This window comes from Neorhizobium sp. T6_25, from assembly GCF_002968555.1.
GTDB lineage: Bacteria > Pseudomonadota > Alphaproteobacteria > Rhizobiales > Rhizobiaceae > Neorhizobium.
Map to the genome: position 1 here is coordinate 45,666 of NZ_PVBL01000017.1, position 19,862 is coordinate 65,527.

23 protein-coding genes are annotated in these 19,862 nt (G+C 60.5%); 5 read left to right on the forward strand and 18 right to left on the reverse strand.

All coding sequences use genetic code 11. From position 1 onward, the window contains the following. Positions 1-12: 12 nt before the first annotated feature. From C5L10_RS21290 to C5L10_RS21340, 11 genes are all read right to left on the reverse strand, one after another. Positions 13-762: an SDR family NAD(P)-dependent oxidoreductase gene (locus C5L10_RS21290; protein ID WP_105431276.1), complete on the reverse strand. Its 750-nt coding sequence runs from the start codon at positions 760-762 to the stop codon at positions 13-15. A gap of 17 nt (positions 763-779) precedes the next feature. Further along, the gene (locus tag C5L10_RS21295) at positions 780-3,110 is read right to left on the reverse strand and encodes an alginate lyase (protein ID WP_105431277.1); all 2,331 of its coding nucleotides are present in this window, start codon (positions 3,108-3,110) and stop codon (positions 780-782) included. A gap of 74 nt (positions 3,111-3,184) precedes the next feature. Then, positions 3,185-4,714 carry an extracellular solute-binding protein gene (locus tag C5L10_RS21300; protein WP_105431278.1) on the reverse strand — a complete coding sequence of 510 codons (1,530 nt, stop codon included), beginning with the start codon at positions 4,712-4,714 and terminating at the stop codon, positions 3,185-3,187. A gap of 60 nt (positions 4,715-4,774) precedes the next feature. Further along, positions 4,775-5,656: a carbohydrate ABC transporter permease gene (locus C5L10_RS21305; RefSeq protein WP_105431279.1), complete on the reverse strand. Its 882-nt coding sequence runs from the start codon at positions 5,654-5,656 to the stop codon at positions 4,775-4,777. A 10-nt stretch (positions 5,657-5,666) separates the two neighbouring features. Further along, positions 5,667-6,596 carry a sugar ABC transporter permease gene (locus C5L10_RS21310; protein ID WP_105431280.1) on the reverse strand — a complete coding sequence of 310 codons (930 nt, stop codon included), beginning with the start codon at positions 6,594-6,596 and terminating at the stop codon, positions 5,667-5,669. Then, positions 6,593-7,708 carry an ABC transporter ATP-binding protein gene (locus C5L10_RS21315; RefSeq protein WP_105431281.1) on the reverse strand — a complete coding sequence of 372 codons (1,116 nt, stop codon included), beginning with the start codon at positions 7,706-7,708 and terminating at the stop codon, positions 6,593-6,595. Before C5L10_RS21315 ends, C5L10_RS21310 begins: the two co-directional genes overlap by 4 nt. 30 nt (positions 7,709-7,738) lie before the next feature. Continuing rightward, entirely contained in the window at positions 7,739-8,527 is a 789-nt protein-coding gene (locus C5L10_RS21320) for a GntR family transcriptional regulator (RefSeq protein ID WP_172717098.1), read from the reverse strand. 250 nt (positions 8,528-8,777) lie between these two features. After that, positions 8,778-9,623 (reverse strand): metal ABC transporter permease, encoded by an 846-nt coding sequence (locus C5L10_RS21325; RefSeq protein WP_105431282.1) that lies wholly within the window; start codon positions 9,621-9,623, stop codon positions 8,778-8,780. Beyond that, the gene (locus C5L10_RS21330; RefSeq protein ID WP_105404471.1) at positions 9,620-10,480 is read right to left on the reverse strand and encodes a metal ABC transporter permease; all 861 of its coding nucleotides are present in this window, start codon (positions 10,478-10,480) and stop codon (positions 9,620-9,622) included. Before C5L10_RS21330 ends, C5L10_RS21325 begins: the two co-directional genes overlap by 4 nt. Continuing rightward, entirely contained in the window at positions 10,477-11,376 is a 900-nt protein-coding gene (locus tag C5L10_RS21335; protein WP_105431283.1) for a manganese/iron ABC transporter ATP-binding protein, read from the reverse strand. The genes C5L10_RS21330 and C5L10_RS21335 overlap by 4 nt, the downstream gene beginning before the upstream one ends. Before the next feature lie 73 nt (positions 11,377-11,449). Then, entirely contained in the window at positions 11,450-12,328 is an 879-nt protein-coding gene (locus C5L10_RS21340; RefSeq protein WP_245448084.1) for a metal ABC transporter substrate-binding protein, read from the reverse strand. 363 nt (positions 12,329-12,691) lie between these two features. Between C5L10_RS21340 and C5L10_RS21345 the strand changes: the two genes are divergently transcribed. From C5L10_RS21345 to C5L10_RS21355, 3 genes are all read left to right on the forward strand, one after another. Beyond that, entirely contained in the window at positions 12,692-13,192 is a 501-nt protein-coding gene (locus C5L10_RS21345) for a sigma-70 family RNA polymerase sigma factor (protein WP_046666265.1), read from the forward strand. Between the two features lie 92 nt (positions 13,193-13,284). Next, positions 13,285-13,590 (forward strand): DUF982 domain-containing protein, encoded by a 306-nt coding sequence (locus tag C5L10_RS21350; RefSeq protein ID WP_105431285.1) that lies wholly within the window; start codon positions 13,285-13,287, stop codon positions 13,588-13,590. Positions 13,591-13,757: 167 nt separating this feature from the next. Continuing rightward, the gene (locus C5L10_RS21355) at positions 13,758-14,045 is read left to right on the forward strand and encodes a hypothetical protein (RefSeq protein ID WP_105431286.1); all 288 of its coding nucleotides are present in this window, start codon (positions 13,758-13,760) and stop codon (positions 14,043-14,045) included. A 68-nt stretch (positions 14,046-14,113) separates the two neighbouring features. On the opposite strand, the gene C5L10_RS21360 is transcribed toward C5L10_RS21355, so the two are convergent. After that, entirely contained in the window at positions 14,114-14,536 is a 423-nt protein-coding gene (locus tag C5L10_RS21360) for a response regulator (protein WP_105431287.1), read from the reverse strand. Positions 14,537-14,718: 182 nt separating this feature from the next. On the opposite strand from C5L10_RS21360, the gene C5L10_RS21365 reads away from it, so the two are divergent. Further along, positions 14,719-15,432: a Crp/Fnr family transcriptional regulator gene (locus C5L10_RS21365; protein WP_105431288.1), complete on the forward strand. Its 714-nt coding sequence runs from the start codon at positions 14,719-14,721 to the stop codon at positions 15,430-15,432. A 7-nt stretch (positions 15,433-15,439) separates the two neighbouring features. Here C5L10_RS21365 and C5L10_RS21370 read toward each other — a convergent pair whose 3' ends face one another. Both C5L10_RS21370 and C5L10_RS21375 read right to left on the reverse strand, forming a co-directional pair. Then, a complete protein-coding gene (locus C5L10_RS21370) occupies positions 15,440-15,685 on the reverse strand; it encodes a hypothetical protein (protein ID WP_105431289.1) in 246 nt (81 codons plus the stop codon). Between the two features lie 76 nt (positions 15,686-15,761). Then, positions 15,762-16,478: a Crp/Fnr family transcriptional regulator gene (locus C5L10_RS21375; RefSeq protein ID WP_046633964.1), complete on the reverse strand. Its 717-nt coding sequence runs from the start codon at positions 16,476-16,478 to the stop codon at positions 15,762-15,764. A gap of 231 nt (positions 16,479-16,709) precedes the next feature. Here C5L10_RS21375 and C5L10_RS21380 point away from each other — a divergent pair, with 231 nt between their 5' ends. Then, positions 16,710-16,976 (forward strand): hypothetical protein, encoded by a 267-nt coding sequence (locus tag C5L10_RS21380; protein WP_105431290.1) that lies wholly within the window; start codon positions 16,710-16,712, stop codon positions 16,974-16,976. Here C5L10_RS21380 and C5L10_RS21385 read toward each other — a convergent pair. From C5L10_RS21385 to C5L10_RS21400, 4 genes are all read right to left on the reverse strand, one after another. Continuing rightward, positions 16,973-17,326 carry a hypothetical protein gene (locus C5L10_RS21385; protein ID WP_172717099.1) on the reverse strand — a complete coding sequence of 118 codons (354 nt, stop codon included), beginning with the start codon at positions 17,324-17,326 and terminating at the stop codon, positions 16,973-16,975. The genes C5L10_RS21380 and C5L10_RS21385 overlap by 4 nt on opposite strands. A gap of 146 nt (positions 17,327-17,472) precedes the next feature. Beyond that, entirely contained in the window at positions 17,473-18,267 is a 795-nt protein-coding gene (locus tag C5L10_RS21390) for a 3-methyl-2-oxobutanoate hydroxymethyltransferase (protein WP_105431292.1), read from the reverse strand. Positions 18,268-18,292: 25 nt separating this feature from the next. After that, positions 18,293-19,513: an NAD(P)/FAD-dependent oxidoreductase gene (locus C5L10_RS21395; RefSeq protein WP_105431293.1), complete on the reverse strand. Its 1,221-nt coding sequence runs from the start codon at positions 19,511-19,513 to the stop codon at positions 18,293-18,295. Between the two features lies 1 nt (position 19,514). Beyond that, on the reverse strand, positions 19,515-19,829 hold the full coding sequence (locus C5L10_RS21400; protein ID WP_105431294.1) for a MocE family 2Fe-2S type ferredoxin: 315 nt from the start codon (positions 19,827-19,829) through the stop codon (positions 19,515-19,517). Positions 19,830-19,862: the final 33 nt, after the last annotated feature.

Here is a 19,862-nt window from a genome sequence, read left to right on the forward strand (position 1 = left end):
TTTACCGGCACTTCACGAGAACAGGACGCCGCCGTTGATGTCGTAGCAGGCACCGGTGATGTAGGCCGCATCGTCCGACGCCAGGAAGGCTACCAGCCCGGCGACGTCTTCGCTCGATCCCTCCCGTTTCATCAGCGCGGCCCCAGCCACCCGCTCGCGAACTTCAGGCTTGGTGAAGGTATCATGAAAGGTCGTGGCAATCATGCCGGGGCATACGGCATTGACCCGAATACGAGGGCCAACTTCCTTCGCGAGGCCGCGGGTGAACGTCATGACCGCGCCTTTCGACGTGGCATAGGCGATGGCGCCCGGCCCGCCGCCGTCACGGCCGGCCTGCGAGGAGAAGGTCACGATCGCGCCCCCGTTGGCCATCCTGGGAAGAACGGCCTTTGTCGTCAGGAACAGGGACGTCAGGTTCACGTCGAGGACCTGACGCCAGAACAGCTCGTCCATTTCGGTCATGGTCTTGCGGGCGACCATGCCACCGGCGACATGGACGAGGCCATGAATGACACCGAACTTGTCTTCGGCTGCGGCGATCGCGGCTTCGGCCGCCGCACCGTTGGTCAGGTCGGCCTTGATTGCCACAGCCGAGCGCCCCAGCCGCTCGATCTCGGCAACCGCCTTGGCCGCCCCGTCCGCGGCACCATTGTAGGTAAGGACGACATTCGCCCCCTCCTCGGCAAACCGGATGGCGCATGCCCGCCCGATATCACGACCGGCACCGGCGACAACGATAGTCTTGTTGGTAAAACGCTGCATTGGAAACCTCACATGCGCTAGAATTGTTTTGGAAGCGACAGCTTGAAACGCTGGTCGTCGACATCACTGAAATAGATGTCGGTGGAGAAGCCCTGATCGTCGATGAAGCTGAAAATGCGCTTCGGCTCTTTCAGGCTGTAGGGAACGAGAAGGGTCACGAGACGGTGGCTCGTTGCCGGCGGCGCGGTGGCGCAGACGTGGTGGTGCAGCTCGAGACCCTCGAGTTCCGCCGGATCGATACCGGGAAATCCTTCGACGGCCGTGATTTGCGGCGTGCCGGCGGAGGAAAAGACGAACTGACCGTAAAAGCCCGCCTTGCGGCCATTGTAGCGGAAGCTCGATCGGCCGATCTGCGGCGCGCCGGCCGTGTGGCAAAGCCACTGCAGTTCCTGCGGTTCGGAGCACTCCACCTGATCAACAATCACGAAATAGCTGTCATTGACGAAGTGGATTTCGCGCTCGGCCTTTTGAACAAGCGGATTGGCGACCTGATAAGCGGCCGTCGCATCTCCGAGAATGCGAATATGGCCGGGCTTTTCCTCGACTTCGGGGATACGGCCGGCGGCGCGACGAGCAAGCGCCTTGTCCTTCTCCGCATATTGGCCCTTGCCGCCAATCAGGACCGCGTTCTTCGACCGGGTCTGCCGGCGCCAGTTGAGATGCATGCTGGAATTGAAGGCGATGTAATGGCCTGACTGGATCGCCAGATCTTCGCCGTAGGCATACAGGACGAACGCATTCTGATCGCCATGGCTGTGGCTGAGAGAACCGTAAGGGCTCGATTTGAAGACGAATTGCAGGTGCCGGTCGGGATCGTCCATATGCTTCTGGATTGCGGCCCAGCCGATATCGTGGAAAACCGCAAGTGCAGGAAGGTCGGCAGGCGAAGCCGCTGCTACCTCCCGATAATCGTGACGATAGACAAGGTCGTCGAAATTCAGGTCCCACCAGCCGTAGTTGTAGAAGGCCGCTTCGGTCCCGGCCGCATCCGCCTTGATGCGATCGAAGTACCATTGATAATGGCCGTCGCCGGTCACGCCGGCAAACTGGCGCACGTTGTACCCGACCTTCAACCCCGGTAGATCGCCCATGGTGGAATCGTCACCAAAGCCGGCACGCCGGGTTCCCGGCGCCTTGGTGTAAAGGGGAAACCTGCCGGTGTTCTGGAAGAACGGCCGCCGATAGAGATCGAAGCCGATATAGGATCGGATCAGATTGGCCGCCTCCACGAGATAGGCAATGCCGGTCATCCAGTAGTGAGGCCCTTCGGCCCATCCCCCATCCGTTCCGGCCCAGGGGGAATAGAGGGTCGCCAGGAATTCGACGGTATAGTCAAGCCATTCGACCGCCTCGTCGCTTTCGCCATAAAGCGCGATACAGGCCGGCGTCAGTACTGCCGAGAGCGAGCGCACAGCATGGCTGTCGTAAGGAAATACGTGAATGCGCGCGTGTGCGATGACATGATCGGCCACTTCGCGCGTCCGGCGCAGAAGAACGGTCCGCACGGTATCGCGCTGCTCTTCGCTCAGGTGATCATGAAGCCAGTCGTAACCCCAGGCCAATGCAACGACGACGCGGAAGGCCGCTTCGTCATTATAGGCACGCGAGGTTGCACCATCCATATCCCACGAGGCGACGGCGAGCAGCCAGTCGCGGGAGGCATCCAACAGGTCGTCGCGCCCCAGGACGCGGCCCGCGATGGCAAGATGCCGGATCGCATAGATGACCTCCTGGCAATCGATATACATCTGCCGCCAGAGTGTCGCGACGCGGGCATTGTTGGGATAGCGGCGGGGCTCCTCCACGATCGGCCGTTCAAGCCAGGGCTTCACGGATTTCTCGACGAAATCCGACCAGCCGCAGTGACCAGGGTCCTTCGCGACGGCTGCCGCAAAGGATTTGAGCTGGTCAGGATCGAGCCACAGCCGCGGGTGGCTGGTCTGTGAGGCGGCATGCCGGGCGGCTCTTCCGGGCAGCGGGGTTTGCGGCAATGCTTCACTAATTTCGAAACTGCGCACGGCGCTCCAGTTGGAACTGCATGTTGCCGTCTTCTGGTCCCATAACCCATAGGACCAGTGATAGCGGCCCTCTGCCAAAGCTTCGTCCGGAGTGAAAAAATTCCAGGCAAGATCAGGGAAGGTCCGGGTTTTTTCATCGGCGAAACCGGGATCCGTCGAGATGCGAAGGACGTACCGCGCGCCGTCGTCGATATCGGGCAGCCAGGAGAAGCGCGGCGGGTTTTCCTTGGGAAGGCTCTGCTCGTTCGGCACGTAGCCAATGGTCAATGAACCCGGACGGGGTTCATCGAGATGAGCTTGTTTGGCAAGGCCCGGGGCAGAGTGACGCATCGCGGCTCGAACTCCTTTGAAAAGCGGAAAGAGAGGGTGGCGGCGACCGGGCCGCCATCCCGATTGAGGAAGGGCTACTGGGCCGCCTTGTATTGACGGTCGTAGGCGGCCTGCATGATTTCGATGACCTTATCGTAGCCGAGGGTGGTCAGGCGCTTCTTGTAGCCGTCCCAACCGGTATTGATGTCCTGGGCGCCAAGCACCCATGTCTGCTGCATCTCGGTCATGTAGGTGAGGATGCTCGGCCAATAGCGGTCGAAGACTGCCTTCTCCTCGGCATTGAGCGACACGCCAAGGAACTCGTCCTTGAGGCAGTTGCACTGCTCGTACAGGTCAATGCCTTCAAGCGCGATCTTGTTGGTCCATTGGCGCTCGTATTCGTAAGTCATCCAGAACCCGCGCGGGACCTGGGCGCCGATGGCCCAGAGCTGTGCGTTGACCGGGTCCTTGTTCGCGAGGACCTCCTTCTTGAACTGCGGCTTGCCATTGACCATTTCGTAGGTCAGGCCTTCCACACCGAAATTCGATAATGTGCGGCCCTGATCGGAGAACCAGAAGTCGAAATACTTGATGGTTTCGACAGGGTGCTCGTTGGTTGCCGAAATCGCCCATCCCACCGGTTGAACCTGCAGCCGGCGGGCATCTTCAAATCGCTTGCCGGACACGGTCTTGGGCGGCAGCATCGGTTTCAAGGCAAACCCCTTGATCTTCGGCGACAACGCGTCGTTGTAGGTCGAGGTGCTGGCGAACCAGTCATGCGTCATGCCGCCGAGATTATTGCCGAGCAGATATTCTCGCGAGCGAGCGCCACGCGTGAAGATCTCCTTGTCGATCAGCCCTTCCTTGTACCACTGGGCAACATGCGAAACCCCGGTCTTGTAGTTTTCCTCGGCCCAGGGATGGCGAAGCTTGCCGTCATAGACGGCAAAATCGCCGTAGCGCTCGGAACCCGAAACACGCGCGTCCCAGAGATTGATGAGCCGGACCGCATCCACTTCCTCTCGGGCGAAATAGGGTACTTCGTCCTTGACGCCGTTGCCGTTGGGGTCCTTGTCCCGGAAGGCCTTGAGGACTTCATGGACTTCTTCCGGGGTCTCCGGCCGCTTCAGGCCGAGCTTGTCGAGCCAGTCCTGGCGGATAAACCAGCCGCGTGAAAATTTCCCGTCCGGCACATAGGGAATGAAATAGATCTTGCCGTCCGGCCCGGAAATCGCGCTGCGGATTTTAGGGTGGCTGTCGAAGAACGCCTTCAGATGAGGCGCATGTTTCTCGATCAGATCATCCAGCGGGACGAAGGCGCCTTCCAACCCGTAGCGGATAAAGTCCTCCTTCAACCCTCCGGTCGCGTCGCCCCCGACGATATCGGGAAGATCGCCGGAGGCGATCAGAAGATTGAACGCGTCGCGGCTGCTGCTCGTTGCAAGCGATGCCACGTTGCGGACATGGACGTTGGTGATTTCCGCCGCCTTCTGCTCCACCGGCCACTTTTCCGAATAGACGTACTTGTCGCGGAAGTGGAAGTGGATCGTCAGTTCGAGCGGATCCTTGGTTATCTTGCCCGCATCTTGCGCCAGGCCGGACGATGCCATCGTGACGGCCGTCATCAGCGCCAGTAGGGGCGCTCCTTTGTGTAGTGCTCTCACAGGTTCTCCTCCCTTGTGTTGCTACTCTTTGACCCCGCCCAGCAGGATTCCCTTTGTGAAATATTTCTGCGCATAGGGATAAATGATGAGGACGGGGATGATGGAGGCGATCATGATCGCCGAGGTGATTGTCTCGAACGAATACTGGGCCGTCAGCAGGCTCGAGGCGAACTCGTCGTTCGAGTTGAGGTCGACGATCACGCGCTTCAGGTAGACCTGCAGCGGGATCTTCTCTTCGCCGCGCAGCAGCACCATGGCCCAGAAGTATCCGTTCCAGCGCGAGACGATGCAGAAGAGCGCAACGGTAACGATCGCCGGCTTGGAAAGTGGAATGAAGACCTTCCAAAGGAGCTGCAATTCGCTCGCACCGTCCATCTTGGCGGCTTCCTCAAAGGACTTCGGAACGGCTTCGAAGAAATTGCGCAGCAGGATGACGTTGAAGGCGTTGGCCGCAAAGCCGATGATGATGCCGAAACGGCTGTCCAGGAGCCCGAGATCCCGCATGTTCAGGAAGAACGGGATCATGCCGGCGTGGAACCAAAGGGTGAAGGCGATTGCGATGTTGAAGAAGGTGCGGCCGCGCAGGCGCTTGCGCGACAGCGCGTATGCCCCCGGGATCATGATCGCCAGGCTCATCAGCGTGCCGCCGAAGGTGTAGATGAAGGTGTTGCCGTAGGCGATCCAGAACATCCTGTCCGAAAGCACGCGATCGTAGGCCGCAAGCGTAAGATCGACCGGCCAGAGCGTCACGCGGCCTGCGGTGACAGCCGCTCCGGACGAAAGCGAGGCAGCAAGGACGTAGATGAACGGATAGAGGGTCGACAGAACGAACAGACCAAGAAGAATGGTATTGGCCCAGCCGAAAATTTTGTCGCCGCGGGAATAAAGGTTGAAACTTGCCATCTTCAGCTCCTCACCAAAGCGATGTCGAAGAGACTCTTCGGCTGATACGATTTGCCGAATAGACAAGGACGAAGGCGATGACCGCGTTGAACAGACCGGCGGCGGTGGCAAGGTCGTACTGGGTTCCCTGCAGACCTGTCCGGAAAATGAAGGTCGAGACGACGTCGGCCGTTTCATAGGTCGAGGGACGGTAGAGCAGAATGATGTACTCGAAACCGACTTCGACCAGGTTGCCGATCCGTATGATCAGCATGATGATGATCGTCGGCAGGATGCAGGGAAGCGTGATGCGCCATATCATCTGCCAGCGTGACGCGCCGTCCACCCGCGCGGACTCGTAGAGGGTTGGGCTCACACCCGCGATCGCCGCAAGATAGACGATCGATTCGAACCCCGCTTCCTTCCAGATCGACGAACCGATGAAAACGGGCCGGAACCACTCGGGCTGGGTCAGGAAATAGACCGGCTCCAGTCCGAGGCTTTTCATCAAGAGATTGACGACTCCGGTCGACGGCGACAGGAAATTGATGACGATGCCCGCAACGATCACAACCGAAATGAAGTGCGGCAGATAGACGACCGTCTGAGCCCAGCGGCGCGCCGTCGCACTCTGAACTTCGTTGAACATCAGCGCCAGGATGATAGGCACCGGAAACGCGAATATCAGTCCCAGGCCGCTGATCGTGATCGTGTTCCAGAAGGCTCGGACGAACATGTCGTTCTGGAAGAGTTCCGCGAAGTTCGCAAAACCCACCCATGGGCTTCCTTCGATGCCACGGAAAATCGAAAAATCCTTGAATGCGATCAGAAGCCCGTACATGGGCTTATAGAGAAACAACGCAAACCACAGGATCATCGGCGTCAACAGCAGGTAGAGCTGCCAATCCCGGCGCAGATCCTCCCAAAAATCGTGCAGGCTTTCGCGGGGAAGATGCTTCATGGCCGCAACGCGCTCCCTGTTTTGAGAGAACGGCCGGTCCCTGCATCGAAAACATGAATGCGCGTCGTATCGATGCCAAGCCGCGCCACGCCGTTCAGTTCGTGATGGGAGTAGAGCGTTTCCGCCTTCGCGACGAAGGAATGTCCGTCTGCCTTGCCGTGAAGCAGCGCTTCGGCGCCGAGCGGCTCCACAAGCTCGATGGCGCAATCCAGCGTTTCGCGTCCGTCGCCGGTCCGGATGGACATGATTTCCGGCCGGAGACCCAGCTTGACCGGCTGACCTTCCGTTGCGGCCTTCGCAAAGGCGTCCGGAATGCTGAGGCTCTGGCCGGCATCACCCGTCAGCACCGCCTTTACGCCGCCGTCGCGTTTCGCAATCACCGCGTCCAGAAGGTTCATGGGCGGTGAGCCGATAAAGCCGGCAACGAAGGTGTTCGCAGGCTCAAGAAACACCTCCATCGGCGAGCCGACCTGTTCGATATTTCCGCCGTTCATGATGACGATACGGTCTGCCAAGGTCATCGCCTCGACCTGGTCATGCGTCACATAGATGCTGGTTGCCTGCATGCGCTTGTGCAGATGCTTGATCTCGGCGCGCATATGGGTGCGCAGCTTGGCATCGAGGTTCGAGAGCGGCTCGTCGAACAGGAAGACCTTGGGCCTGCGAACGATGGCGCGGCCCATGGCAACGCGCTGGCGCTGGCCGCCGGAGAGATCGGCAGGTTTACGGGCGAGATAATCCGTCAACCCCAGGATTTGCGCGGCCTCCGCAACCGCCTTGTCGATCACGTCGCGCTTTTCGCCCCTGACGCGAAGGCCGAAGGCGATATTCTCCGCCACATTCAGGTGCGGATAGAGCGCGTAGTTCTGGAACACCATCGCGACGTCCCGGTCCTTCGGCGCGACCTTGTTGACCACCCGCCCGCCGATCGAAACCGTGCCGCCGGAGATCTCCTCCAACCCAGCGACCATGCGAAGCGTCGTCGACTTGCCGCATCCCGAGGGCCCGACCAGGACAACGAATTCCTGGGGCTGGATCGCCAGACTGATGCCGTGGACGACTTCGAGAGCGCCATATCGCTTGACGACGTCGTTGATTTGAACTGCAGACATGAAAGGCCCCTCCTCAAAAGCCTTGGATGTTCAGGCAGGCAATTGGGAGCCTCTTGAGACGCGTTTCTTGATGACGCGCGTATTGATCTGTTCGATGTAGGTCCAGATTTTCGGGTTCTTGGAGAGTTCCAGGATCTTGGACTCGAGTGATCCGAGATGGGACTGCACCGCCTCGCGCGCCCGATCGACATCGCCGGATTCGATGGCCGCTACGATGTTCTCGTGCTCCTCGATCACCTTCTCGGTCCGCCGAACCGCGAACACGCGCTTCAGATGCCGCATCCGGTCCATCTCGCCCTTTGCCTGGTTGACGACGCTCCACGCGCCGGGAAGGCGGGCCGCCGCAAAGATCGTGCGATGGAATTCCTCATCCAGCAGAAAAAAGTCGGTGAATTGCTCGCCTTCGGCAGCGGCGCGCTGCTGGGCAAGACTGGTCTTCAAGCGTGCGATGTCTTCGAGCGAATGCCTCTTGGCGGCCTCGACAACCGCCCCCTCCTCCAGCTTGAAGCGGATGAAGCAGGCTTCCATGTAGCGCTGCACATCGATCGGCGCGATATAGGTGCCGCCCTGCGGGACAACGGTAACGAACCCTTCCTCCGCAAGCCGAATGATGGCCTCCCGAACGGGAGTCTTGCTCACGTGGAGTAGCGCCGCAATTTCCTTTTCGGAAAGGGCACGGCCCGGCAAGAGCCTTACCTCGACGATCAGCTTGCGCAACAGCGCGTGGATGCGGTTGGTCATATTCCCGCCCACCGGCAAATCCTGCGGAGATACCAGATCGGAGAGCGGCAGCGACGGGAACTCGGTCATTTCAGACATATCAATTTCATAACTAAGATATTAGTTGTGTAATTGATATATCGCCCTGTAGTCTCGCTGTCAACGCCTGAAATGCCGGATGCGGAGCGACAGGGCGCTACGCTGGTCTGCGATCAGCATGGCGAGGCGGGTTCAGAACGGTCGCGATGGGGACGATCAGGAGGGTCGAGACCTGGAAGCACGCAGGGATGCCGCCCGCGCCGGCTTTGCCGGGACGGGAGGCTAACGGAGGCGCGACCCCTCCCTATTGCTAGATCGTTTCGGTCGTCTCGACCCGGGCAGCCTGGCGGGTAGCGTGGATGAAGGCGAGCACGAAACCGATCGCCAGCACGAGCACGATGGTCGGGGCCGGGGCACTGTCGATGAAGAAGGACAGGTAGACGCCGGCGAACGAACCGGTCACGGCAATGGCAATCGACAGGATCAGCATGGTGCTGAACTTGCGGGTCAGCAGGAAGGCGGTGGCTCCCGGCGCGATCAGCATGGCGATCGAAAGGATGATGCCGACTGCCTGCAGGGCACCGACGATCGTCAGCGAAATGAGAGCGAGAAGACCGTAGTGCAGAAAATTGACCCTCAGTCCCACGGCCCGTGCCTGCACCGGATCGAAGGCGTGCAGCAGGAAATCCTTCCATTTCACGCCGAGAATGCCGGCCGTGATCGTCGCGATGACGGCCGCCTCGCCGATGTCACGCCAGGAGATGCCGAGCATGTCGCCGAACAGGATATGATCGAGATGCACGTCGGACTGGATCTTCACATAAAGGACGAGGCCGAGCCCGAACATGCCGGCGAACACGATGCCCATCACCGTGTCCTGCTTGATGCGGCTGTTTTCCTTCAGGAAGCCGGTGGCGATGGCGCAGAACATGCCCGCTGCGAAAGCACCGATCGCAAGAGGCATGCCGATGATATAGGCGATCACCACGCCGGGAAACACCGCATGGCTGATCGCATCGCCCATCAGCGACCAGCCCTTCAGGACAAGGAAGCAGGACAGGAGCGCCATCGGCACGGCCATCAGCACCGAGATCAGCAGCGCGTTGACCATGAAGCCGAACTGGAAGGGTGAAAGAAGCGTATCAACGATGGTCATGGGGCCTCCTCCAGCGCCTGGGCTGCCCGCCTGCGTGCCGCCAGCATCCCGTGCTTCGGCGCCAGGAAGAATGCGATCAGGAAGATTGCCGTCTGCAGCACCACGATGATGCCGCCGGTCGCCCCGTCTAGGAAATAACTCGCATAGGCGCCGACAAAGCTGGTGATCGACCCGATGATCACCGCCAGAACAAGGAGGCGCGGGAAACGATCGGTCAGGAGGTAGGCGGTCGCCCCGGGCGTGACCACCATGCAGACGACCAGGAAGGCCCCCACCGTCTGAAGCGCAGCGACCGTCGAAGCCGACAGAAGAGTGAAGAAGACGATCTTGAGCGCGGTCGGATTGAGGCCGATCGACCGGGCGTGGCTCTCGTCAAAGAAGGTTACCATCAGGTCCTTCCATTTGACGAGCAGAACAGCCAGCGACACGAAGCCGATGATGGCGAGTTGCAACGTGTCCTCGGGTGTGATGGCGAGAATGTTGCCGAGCACGATCGTCTGGATGTTCACCGCCATGGGCCTCAGCGAGATCATGAACAGCCCCAGCCCGAAGAAGGAGGAGAAGATGAGGCCGATGATGGCATCTTCCTTCAGCTTGGTGCGCTGGTTGAGGAAAAGCATCGTGGCCGCGGCAAGCCCTCCGGAGAAAAAGGCGCCTATCGAAAAGGGAAGCCCGAGCATATAGGCGCCTGCCACGCCGGGAACGATCGAATGCGAGAGCGCATCGCCGATCAGCGACCAGCCTTTCAGCATCAGATAACAGGAAAGGAAGGCGCAGACGCCGCCGACAAGGGCCGAGACCCACATGGCATTCAGCATATAGTTGTAGGTGAAGGGCTCGATAAGAACGGCGATCATTCGCGGCCTCCGCCTTCCTCGTCGGATGCGCGGTTGGTCGCCTTCCCGCCCCGAAGCACCAAGGGCCGCTCGTCGTCGCTGATCAGGCCGATCGACGTCGGACTTCCGTTCCGCGCCTCGCTGAGCACAAAATGACGCAGCACGCCGCCGAAGGTCTTTTCCAGGTTTTCCTGGGTGAAGGTCTCGACCGTCGGCCCGTAGGCGAGCACCGTCCCCTTGATCAGGATGGTCCGGTCGCAGAATTCCGGTACCGAGCCCAGATTGTGCGTCGAGACCAGCATGACCCGGCCCTCGTCGCGCAGCTCGCGAAGCAAGCTGATGATCTGGTCCTCCGTCTTGACGTCGACGCCGGTGAAGGGCTCATCGAGCATGATGACGCGGCCGTCCTGCGCCAGTGCGCGCGCGAGGAAAATCCGCTTCTTCTGCCCGCCCGACAGTTCTCCGATCTGGCGCTTGCGGAACTCGCTCATGCTGACACGGGCCAGCGCCGTCGCCACCGCCTCGTGATCGGCGGCTTTCGGAATGCGCATCATGCCCATATGGCCGTAGCGGCCCATCATGACGACATCCTCGACCAACACCGGAAAGTTCCAGTCGACCTCTTCCGACTGCGGCACATAGGCGACGAGGTTCTTGCGCAGCGCCTCCTTGACCGACATGCCGAGCACCCGGATGTCGCCTTTCGCCAGACGCACAAAACCCATGATCGCCTTGAACAGCGTGGACTTGCCCGAACCGTTGACCCCCACCAGCGCGGTAATCGTTCCCTGAGGAATACTGAAGCTCGCATCCCTCAGCGCCGTATGGCCATTGCGGTAGGTCACGGTCGCGCCGTCGACCATGATTCCGTCAGAGCCGGAAGGAGCATGGTTCGGCCAACGGGGTTGAGCATTCATTGGAAACGTCCTCTTGAAAACGGCAAATGCACGCACCCCCCCCGCCGGATCGCGAATGGGCGCACGACAGATATCAGGGCGAGGCGGCCAGGCCCTTGGCGATGGTATCCGAAGTCACCTTCAGCAGATCGAGATATGTCGGAACCGGGCCATCGGCCTCGCTCAGCGAGTCCACATAAAGAACGCCGCCGTATTTGGCCCCGGTTTCCCGCGCCACCTGTTCGGCTGGCTTCGGCGAGATCGTACTTTCCGAGAAAACGACACCGATCCGGTTCTTGCGAACGGCGTCGATCACCTTGCGAACCTGCTGCGGCGTGCCCTGCTGGTCGGCATTGATCGGCCACAGATAAAACTCCTTCAAGCCGAAATCGCGGGCGAGATAGGAAAAGGCGCCTTCGCTCGTCACAAGCCACCGCTTGTCTTCCGGCACCCTGGCGAGTTCGGCCTTGATAGGATCTATGGCCGCCTTGATCTTCTCCTTGTAGGCTTCCGCATTGGCCTTGTAGGTCGCGGCATTCTTCGGATCGTGCTTCACGAAGGCATCGCGGATGTTGTCGACATAGATCAGCGCCGCGGTGGGAGACATCCAGGCATGCGGGTTGGGTTTGCCCACATACGGGCCTTCGACGATGCCCATCGGCTCGACGCCTGTCGAGACTACGACGCCCGGCACGTCCTTCAGGTTCTGAAAGAACTTCTCGAACCAGAGCTCGAGATTGAGCCCGTTCCAGAAGACGAGCCTGGCGCCCTGCGCCCGCTGGATGTCGCCGGGTGTCGGCTGGTAGTTATGGATTTCCGCGCCGGGCTTGGTGATGGATTCGACGACCGCGGCGTCGCCGGCGACGTTTTTCGCGATGTCCGCGATCACCGTGAAAGTCGTCACCGCCTTGAACTTGTCCTGAGCCGATGCCGGCATGACCGACAGAGCGGCGGCGAACGCCGTTCCCACCATTCCGGTCAGGACCAGCCATCGTATCTTGTCAAGCATGCACGCCTCCCTTTGCGAATAGGACTTAGTTGCAATCAGTGTTCGAAATGGCCTCGTCGCAGCTCGGAGATCGTCTGCAACGACGACGGGCACTCTCGTTACATTCATATTCTGCAATTGCGAATGAATTGCAACAAGGATTCGCAGCGAGGGACCAAATGATTGCAACCTCCCTGACAAGAAGACGTGACGGTACCGGCAAGAGACCGCGACAACCTCGCTGGCTATGATGCCGGCGCCCCCTGCGCCACGGCCCAGGATTCATATAAAACATCGGAACAAATGGCTCCGGCCGCAGTTCCGTCAATTGTCATGTCAGGAGGCCCCATGGCAGTCGATAATTCCATTTCTCATATTCGCTCCGATGTCGTGGATCTGATACCTGCGCTCAGATCCTTCGCGCGGCGGTTTCACCGGACGCCGAGCGACGTGGATGATCTCGTGCAGGAGACGCTTCTCAGAGCGCTGGCGAATCTCGACAAGTTCCAGCCGGGTACCAGCCTGAAATCCTGGCTCTTCACGATCATGCGCAACACGTTCTGCACCAAATTCGGCCTTGCCAAGCGAGAGGTGATCGGTCTGGGAGAAGGCATTTCGGCACAGCCGTCGGTCCAGGCACCCCAGGAATGGTCGGTTCGCGTCCGGGAACTGGAAAAGGCATTTTCGGAACTGCCCGCTCACTATCGCCAGGCCCTGGATATCGTCCTGATCCAGGGAGAGAGCTACGAGGTTGCGGCACAACGTTGCGACTGCCCGCTCGGCACCATCAAGAGCCGGGTCAACCGTGCCCGAATTCACCTTGCGGCTCAGCTCGGCGATAACAACTAATCACAGCGGACCGCACGACCTCTTGAATCCCAGCGGCCAATAACCAAATCGATTCTGCTTCTTTTTCATCCGGCATGTGAAAGGAGGAGATCATGAACATCCCGGAAATGCCGTTCCGCGCGCCGGTAAACATCCGGCTGCCGAACGGTCTCAACCATACTTTCAACAACGTCTACGACGCGTTGGACTTTCTTGAGAACGAGTGGCCGCTCAGGCATGGGGAGCGTTATGACCGCGCCGTCCAGAGATGCCGGGCGGCATTGAAGAGGATAGCGCCAGTCGAGATCGCCCGCGAAGCCTTCATCGCGGCATGCCTGGAAGCCGGCATGCCCATGGTGGCGGTTGCAACGGGAAGGTCCTCATCGGCCACAGCGCTTCCGTTGGCTGCTCCCGCCTAACCAGTCCCGTTGGGTGGGGAGGCTGAATTTAACAGCCTCCCCACTTCGAGCCTGACCCATTATCCGATATCCTCAATCAGGCCCGGTTCAGTAACCGCTGGTTGACGTCGAGCGGCCAAAGGAACCATCCTGCGGCCCGCAGGTTCGAGCATGAAAGGAGACTGAAAATGCTCAATCGAACCGTTGCCACCGCCCTCGCCATTTTCACGCTTGCCATGCCTGCATTTGCTCAACAGGGCGGCACATTCACGCCCGATACAACGCCGGCGCAAGGCACAAACGCAGGCGGACCCTTAGGCACCCAGGCGATCGAGCGACCCCGGAATGCAATGCCGAACGACGTGGGCAAGTCCGGCCAGGACTGCGAAAAGATGTCCGGCACCGTCTCAGGCGAACGGCCCGCAACAGCAGGGGCGGCCAACCCGCAGCCGCAGGCCAAGTGCGCGCAACAGTGAGAATCGCAACCTGATCGCAAGGCACGGACGAGGTCCGACACCGGCCACCTCTCATGGGAAGGTGTTGTCTACCGGTGGTGGCACTGCTCCTGGTATTGGGGGCCCGAGGCGGCGGGCGCTGGTTCCCTTCGGCTGGGCACACACTCTTTCACGGCCTTCACGAATTCATCCGGATCGCACGGTTTGTCGATCCACTTGCATTTCGTGCCCATGTACGGGTGATTTCCACTGCCGTCCCGTTCTACCGAGTGGACGATATACGGAACGCCGCGCTGGTTGAGAACGGCGGCGATGGCGTCGCATGGCTCGTCTCTGAGCCTGGTTTCTATCACGGCAAGCTCGGGTGTGTTCTTCTGAAGCCACTCGGCCGCGGCAGCGCAGGATGAGAGTGTGCTGATATTGTCAAATCCGGCTTCATGAAGCAGCTCCTCCATGTAAATGGCAATAAGAGCCTGATCCTCCAGCAGCAAGACAGGTTCGTGGTTCTCCATTTTACGCCCTCCTGAAATGAAGAACCATGAGATTACTCCTCATGGAAGAAAACGGGCGAAGCGTCTGCCAGCGTACGCAAAAACACCTGGAACAACAGGATGCTATAGAATCGACAACCGTCCGTCAGTTCTGGGCATGGCGGCCGGAAGCTCTCGGCTCCCGCCCGACCTCAGCGAGAGCCATGTCCGCCGCAGAACCCCCAGAGAAGCGAAACCGACTGCTAGGCTTGTTGCCGGACGACGAGTTCCATAGCGTCGCCGCCGCGCTTGAGCCCGTCGATCTCGACAGAGGTTTTATCATCGTCAAGGCAGACAGGCCTATCGACTATGTCTACTTCCTCTGCAACGGGATCGGATCGGTCGTCACCGTTTCGTCGGACGGCCAGCGGGCCGAGGCGGGGATGTTCGGCCGCGAGGGTTTTTCGCCGACCTCGGCCGGTGTCGGCGGCACGATCAGCGTCCATGAGGTGCTTATGCAGGTGGAAGGGCATGGGTATCGCATGCCGCTGGACGCCGTCATTCGAGCCCTCTCGCAGCATCCCGTTTTTGCCAATCTCCTCGCCAGATTTATCCAGACCTTTGCCTCGCAGATATCCTATACGGCGCTTTGCAACGTTACCTATCAGGTCGATGAACGTCTCGCCCGTTGGCTGCTGATGTGCCACGACCGTGTGGACGGCGACGAGATCGCGCTGACGCACGATTTCATCTCGTTGATGCTGGGCGTTCGCAGACCGAGCGTCACCACAGCCCTGCATGTGCTTGAAGGCAAGAAACTCATCCGTGCAGAACGCGGCCGCATCACCATCCGGGACCGGAAGGGCATGGAGGAATTCGCGGGCAATGCCTACGGCAAGCCGGAAGAGGAATTACGTCGCCTCATCGGCGAATTCTGAACCGCTTTCAGCGTTTGAGCTGGCCTTCGATCACCTCGTGGAACGAGATGACCAGGTGCAGCGCGTCTGATTCGTCGCGCACTTCCATATGCTCGTTCAGGATCATCAGGCCTCTCTTGATCTTCGCCGCCACCAGTTCCCGGACGGCATTGACGGCGCTGATGCGTGCCTCGTCGAGGCTGGCGAATTCGTCGCCTTCCTCATCGAGGACTGTCTCGTCATTCCGCCGGATATGGAAGAAGTAGCGTGTCATGTCGGTCCGCCCGGTGAGTGACTGCCTGCCCTGCTTCGAAAAGCTCGATCAACGGCAATCTAACGCATCTGATGCGTCAGAAAAGGTCTCTCATCAGACGCCGGTATTCCTCTTCCGGCCTTCCATACGCGTCATGCGCAAATTCTTCGAGAGCGGCCCGGTTGCGAATGGTAATGTGACCTCTCTCGGACTTGATGAATCCATTGCCCTCAAGCACATGCAGAGCCGTCGTCACGCTCGGCCGGCGGACGGCCAGCATCAACGAAATGAACTCGTGAGTGAGGTTGATTTCATTGCCGGCAACCCGGTCATGACACATCAGCAGCCAGCGAGCCAATCGTTCGGTGACGTCATGAAGAGCGTTCGATGCGGCCGTATAGGCCAGCTGGATCGAAAACGCCTCCAGCGAGCGGATCATCACCTTGGAAAGGCTCCTGTTCCGCTCCATCCAGCCGCGGAACGCATCGTAGTCCATCCTGTAGCCATCGCCCTCCAGCTGGATGCCGACGTCGTGCGCGTTGATCTCCGCGCCCGCGACGGCCGAGGTGGGGACATAACCATCAAGACCAAACAGACCAGCTTCGGCGCGATGACCTTCAGGCGTCGTTGCGACGACGGAACCTATCCCGGAGGTGAGAAAATAGACGTATTTGATGGGCTTTCCCATTTCGCCGAGCAAGCTTCCTCTCGGAAGGACGACATGGGCCAGGTCCGGCGCGATCTGGTCGTAGTCGGCTCGAGGAAGCAACGCCAGAAGCTTGTTCGGCATATTGAATTGCAGAGGCGCGGCCATGTGTGCTTCCCACGATTGGGGGCAAGAGCACACTGTAACCCTCAGCCGTTCGCGCCCTGTTTAGTCTGCGAACGATAAGATGAAGTCTACTCCTTTGGATCTTCACCAGCAAGCTTCGCACGCTGGCGTCAGGTAGGGATGCACCGAGCGGCCAGCACTTCGACTGTCCGCTAGCGTACCGGAACGACATAACAGCCTGCTGGATTATCTGGCGTAAGGAGGGAGCTACGAATGACCGTCGTCCCGGGTACGCCAAGTCCCAACAGCCAGGAAGACGTGAACCCCCGGATCGACGATCTCATCCCCTGGGTTCACCGCATGGCGCGTCGTTTTGTCCGCTCCGACAGGGAAGCCGGTGCACTTGCCGATCGAACGATCATGGAGGCGAAACTTCAACTTCCCCTGGGGCAAACGAGCCAGGCTCTTCGCCTCCAGCTGTTCAGGCTGATGCTAAAGAATTTCGCGGCACATTCGTCCACCGAACGAAACCAATCCTAGTGCCGGACGCCGCTGTCGTATTGTTCAAGCAGCTCTTCGACAATGTCCTTGATATCTTCTGGCCGAACTCCGAGCACGTAAGGGCCCTTATGTCCGAGAACCCGCTCTTCACGGACCACGAAGACAAAGGGAACCGAAGCGGCCTCAAGCTGCTCGGATATCCGAAACATGAAATTGGCATCCTCCGTGGCATCGATCAGCACGCCATGGGCGGCCCGCACGAGACCCATTTCGAAAGCCGACGGCAAGACGGGGCCTCGCAACCCGATCCCTGCTTGCTTCCAGGCATCGCGAATTTCGGAAGAAACGATGTTCTTGTTCCCGATGACGATCATTCGGTACGGCTTCACCTGTCATCCTGCTGAACGCGCGGTTTCTAGTCATCCATCACCTTCCTACCGTAAACTGCGGTGGAAGTCGGAAGTTCGCTGACAGGTCCACAATTTTCGCAAGCGCCGCAATGGCCGCAGAGCAGGGTTGATCGCCTGTAGCTCGATCAGCCGTTGATCATGTTGCGGAAGCGGGCGAGTTCCTGGCTCGCCACGCCGACATTGTGCGGCTCCGCCGGATAGGCTCCGCTCTCGACGTCCTGGCGGAACTCCCGGAAGGCCGCGATGCGCTCGTGCTGCAGGCGGTCGAACTCTGCGGCAAAGTTGCGATAGGTCTTCGCATGTCGGGGCACGTGCCCGCGGTTCTGTCCGAGCACGTCATCAGCAAAGAGATATTGCGCATCGCAACCAGCGCCCGCCCCCATCGAGATCATGAAGAGAGACGTCTGGCCGCTGATCAGCGAGGCAATCTCGGCCGGAACCACCTCGATTTCGGCGGCGAAGGCACCAGCCTCCTCGAGGGCCTTGACGGCATTCCAGATCGCCATCGCGCTGTCGGCCGTCTTGCCGACCGCCTTGAAGCCACCGGTCCAGGTTGCCTTCGAGGGAATGAGGCCGACATGGCTGCAGACGGGAATGCCCTCGTCCCTGAGTTCGCGGATGATCCGGAGGCTTGCCGCGCAATAGACGGCGTCGCCACCGGCGCGCATCGCTTTGAAGGCCGCCCGCAGATATTCCTCCGTCGTGACGAAGTCGCCATATTCGAGTCCCGGCACGGCAAAGACGCTTGGCGCCACCTCCCGGAACGCGGGGCCCAGGAGCGCCGGCGGCACGGAGACCATTTCAATCCCGGCCTTGTCGGCGGCTTCCGCCTCCTCGAGCGTGGCGACACGAAGCATGCTGAGCTGGCGCTTGCGCTTGAGCCCCAGGATATCGGCAACGGTGGGACGGTTGGATTTCATCGGTGCATCCTTTGGCGCCACGCGCTCACAGAAGGGATTTCAGTTTGACGGAAGGATCGGCGAGTGCAGCGGGATCGGGACGCGTGCCCCTGGCGATCAGCATCTCGGCAAGCCGAATGTCGCGGGCAACGGCACCGCCGGGGCCAAGTCCGCTGGCTGCCAGCAATCGCCCGTCCGCGTCGAGGTGAAACAGGATCTCGGCCTCCGGCGACAGCGTCCGGCCGATGGTCGATGTCGCGCCGTCGGACAGGCCGGCTACCTGCAGCGTCAGGTCGTATTGGTCCGACCAGAACCAGGGCACCGCATCGAAGGATGCGGCCTCTCCCAGCATGTTGGCCGCCGCGACGCTGCCCTGTTCCTGCGCGTTGCGCCAGGATTCGAGCCGGACGCGCCGGCCGCCATAGGCGGTGACGGGAAAGGAGCAGCAGTCGCCGGCCGCGAAGACGTGCGGATCGCTGGTCGCCAGATGGCGGTCAACGGCGATGCCGTTGTCGATCGCAAGTCCTGCTTCTGCGGCAAGACGGGTGTTGGGCTGGGCACCGATCCCGACCACGAGCGCATCGACCTTGATCTGGCGACCATCGGCGAACCCGATGGTAACGCCGCTCTCGCCATCGGCGATGGTCTCGATCCCCACGCCGCAGAGGAGTTCCACGCCTTCTGCCGCGTGCCGTGCCTGCAAGGCGAGCGCGAGCTTTTCGGGAACGCCGCGCATCAACACGCGCGGTTGCGCCTCAAACAAGGTGACGGCCGTCCCGAGTTTCCGGCCCATCGCGGCCAGTTCGAGCCCGACGAAGCCACCGCCGAGAATGGCCAGGCGGCCATCCTTCCGCATGTGGCGACGAATGGCTGATGCGTCCTCGACGGTCCGCAGCACATGGATGCGATCGCTGATGGCAAGGCCTGGAAACGGGCGCGGCGCCGCGCCGGTTGCGAGCAGCAGCCGCTCGTAGGACAACGTTTCGCCGGCTTCCAATAGCAGCGCATGGCGCGCCGGGTCGAGCGAGATAGCCCGCCGCCCTCGCAGGAAGGTGATCCCCGCCTCGGCAAAACGTTCGTTTGCGACGATCGCCCGGACGGTCCCGGCTTCCTCGCCCCCCTTCGACAGGGGTGGACGCTCGTAGGGGAGATGCGGCTCGTCGCCGATCAGCGTGACGGTCCCCTGGTAACCCCGCTCCCGCAGGGCAAAGGCCGCCCGCACGCCCGCTTCTCCGGCGCCGACGATCACCATGCCTTTGTCACCCATCTCAGCCGACCTGGATGAAGACGCGGCCACCATCGACCTTGACCGCATAGGTCTTGAGGTTGACGCAGACGGGGGCGCCCTTGGCTTGGCCGGTCTTGTAGTTGAAGCGGCCGTTGTGCTTCGGACATTCGATAATGTCGTCCATCACCAGACCATCGGCCAGATGGACATTCTCGTGCGTGCAATGTCCGTCGGTCGCGTGGAAACTGTCTTCCGGGCTGCGATAGACGGCGTAGCTCTTGCCGCCGTGATCGAAGCGGATGACATCCTCTTCGTCGATCTCGTCCTTGTCGCAGACGTCGATCCAGGTGCTCATCGGGCTCTCCTCCCCTTTATGGCTTGTTTTTGT

What these genes read in the sequence shown, in the direction of transcription:
- C5L10_RS21350 (WP_105431285.1), top strand. Translation starts at nt 13,285, where the DNA reads ATGAACATCCCGGAAATGCCGTTCCGCGCGCCGGTAAACATCCGGCTG.
- C5L10_RS21365 (WP_105431288.1), top strand. Translation starts at nt 14,719, where the DNA reads ATGTCCGCCGCAGAACCCCCAGAGAAGCGAAACCGACTGCTAGGCTTG.
- C5L10_RS21295 (WP_105431277.1), bottom strand. Translation starts at nt 3,110, where the DNA reads ATGCGTCACTCTGCCCCGGGCCTTGCCAAACAAGCTCATCTCGATGAA.
- C5L10_RS21395 (WP_105431293.1), bottom strand. Translation starts at nt 19,513, where the DNA reads ATGGGTGACAAAGGCATGGTGATCGTCGGCGCCGGAGAAGCGGGCGTG.
- C5L10_RS21355 (WP_105431286.1), top strand. Translation starts at nt 13,758, where the DNA reads ATGCTCAATCGAACCGTTGCCACCGCCCTCGCCATTTTCACGCTTGCC.
- C5L10_RS21330 (WP_105404471.1), bottom strand. Translation starts at nt 10,480, where the DNA reads ATGATCGCCGTTCTTATCGAGCCCTTCACCTACAACTATATGCTGAAT.
- C5L10_RS21390 (WP_105431292.1), bottom strand. Translation starts at nt 18,267, where the DNA reads ATGAAATCCAACCGTCCCACCGTTGCCGATATCCTGGGGCTCAAGCGC.
- C5L10_RS21310 (WP_105431280.1), bottom strand. Translation starts at nt 6,596, where the DNA reads ATGAAGCATCTTCCCCGCGAAAGCCTGCACGATTTTTGGGAGGATCTG.
- C5L10_RS21325 (WP_105431282.1), bottom strand. Translation starts at nt 9,623, where the DNA reads ATGACCATCGTTGATACGCTTCTTTCACCCTTCCAGTTCGGCTTCATG.
- C5L10_RS21305 (WP_105431279.1), bottom strand. Translation starts at nt 5,656, where the DNA reads ATGGCAAGTTTCAACCTTTATTCCCGCGGCGACAAAATTTTCGGCTGG.
- C5L10_RS21370 (WP_105431289.1), bottom strand. Translation starts at nt 15,685, where the DNA reads ATGACACGCTACTTCTTCCATATCCGGCGGAATGACGAGACAGTCCTC.
- C5L10_RS21400 (WP_105431294.1), bottom strand. Translation starts at nt 19,829, where the DNA reads ATGAGCACCTGGATCGACGTCTGCGACAAGGACGAGATCGACGAAGAG.
- C5L10_RS21340 (WP_245448084.1), bottom strand. Translation starts at nt 12,328, where the DNA reads ATGGTGGGAACGGCGTTCGCCGCCGCTCTGTCGGTCATGCCGGCATCG.
- C5L10_RS21320 (WP_172717098.1), bottom strand. Translation starts at nt 8,527, where the DNA reads ATGTCTGAAATGACCGAGTTCCCGTCGCTGCCGCTCTCCGATCTGGTA.
- C5L10_RS21335 (WP_105431283.1), bottom strand. Translation starts at nt 11,376, where the DNA reads ATGAATGCTCAACCCCGTTGGCCGAACCATGCTCCTTCCGGCTCTGAC.
- C5L10_RS21315 (WP_105431281.1), bottom strand. Translation starts at nt 7,708, where the DNA reads ATGTCTGCAGTTCAAATCAACGACGTCGTCAAGCGATATGGCGCTCTC.
- C5L10_RS21375 (WP_046633964.1), bottom strand. Translation starts at nt 16,478, where the DNA reads ATGGCCGCGCCTCTGCAATTCAATATGCCGAACAAGCTTCTGGCGTTG.
- C5L10_RS21345 (WP_046666265.1), top strand. Translation starts at nt 12,692, where the DNA reads ATGGCAGTCGATAATTCCATTTCTCATATTCGCTCCGATGTCGTGGAT.
- C5L10_RS21300 (WP_105431278.1), bottom strand. Translation starts at nt 4,714, where the DNA reads ATGACGGCCGTCACGATGGCATCGTCCGGCCTGGCGCAAGATGCGGGC.
- C5L10_RS21380 (WP_105431290.1), top strand. Translation starts at nt 16,710, where the DNA reads ATGACCGTCGTCCCGGGTACGCCAAGTCCCAACAGCCAGGAAGACGTG.
- C5L10_RS21360 (WP_105431287.1), bottom strand. Translation starts at nt 14,536, where the DNA reads ATGGAGAACCACGAACCTGTCTTGCTGCTGGAGGATCAGGCTCTTATT.
- C5L10_RS21290 (WP_105431276.1), bottom strand. Translation starts at nt 762, where the DNA reads ATGCAGCGTTTTACCAACAAGACTATCGTTGTCGCCGGTGCCGGTCGT.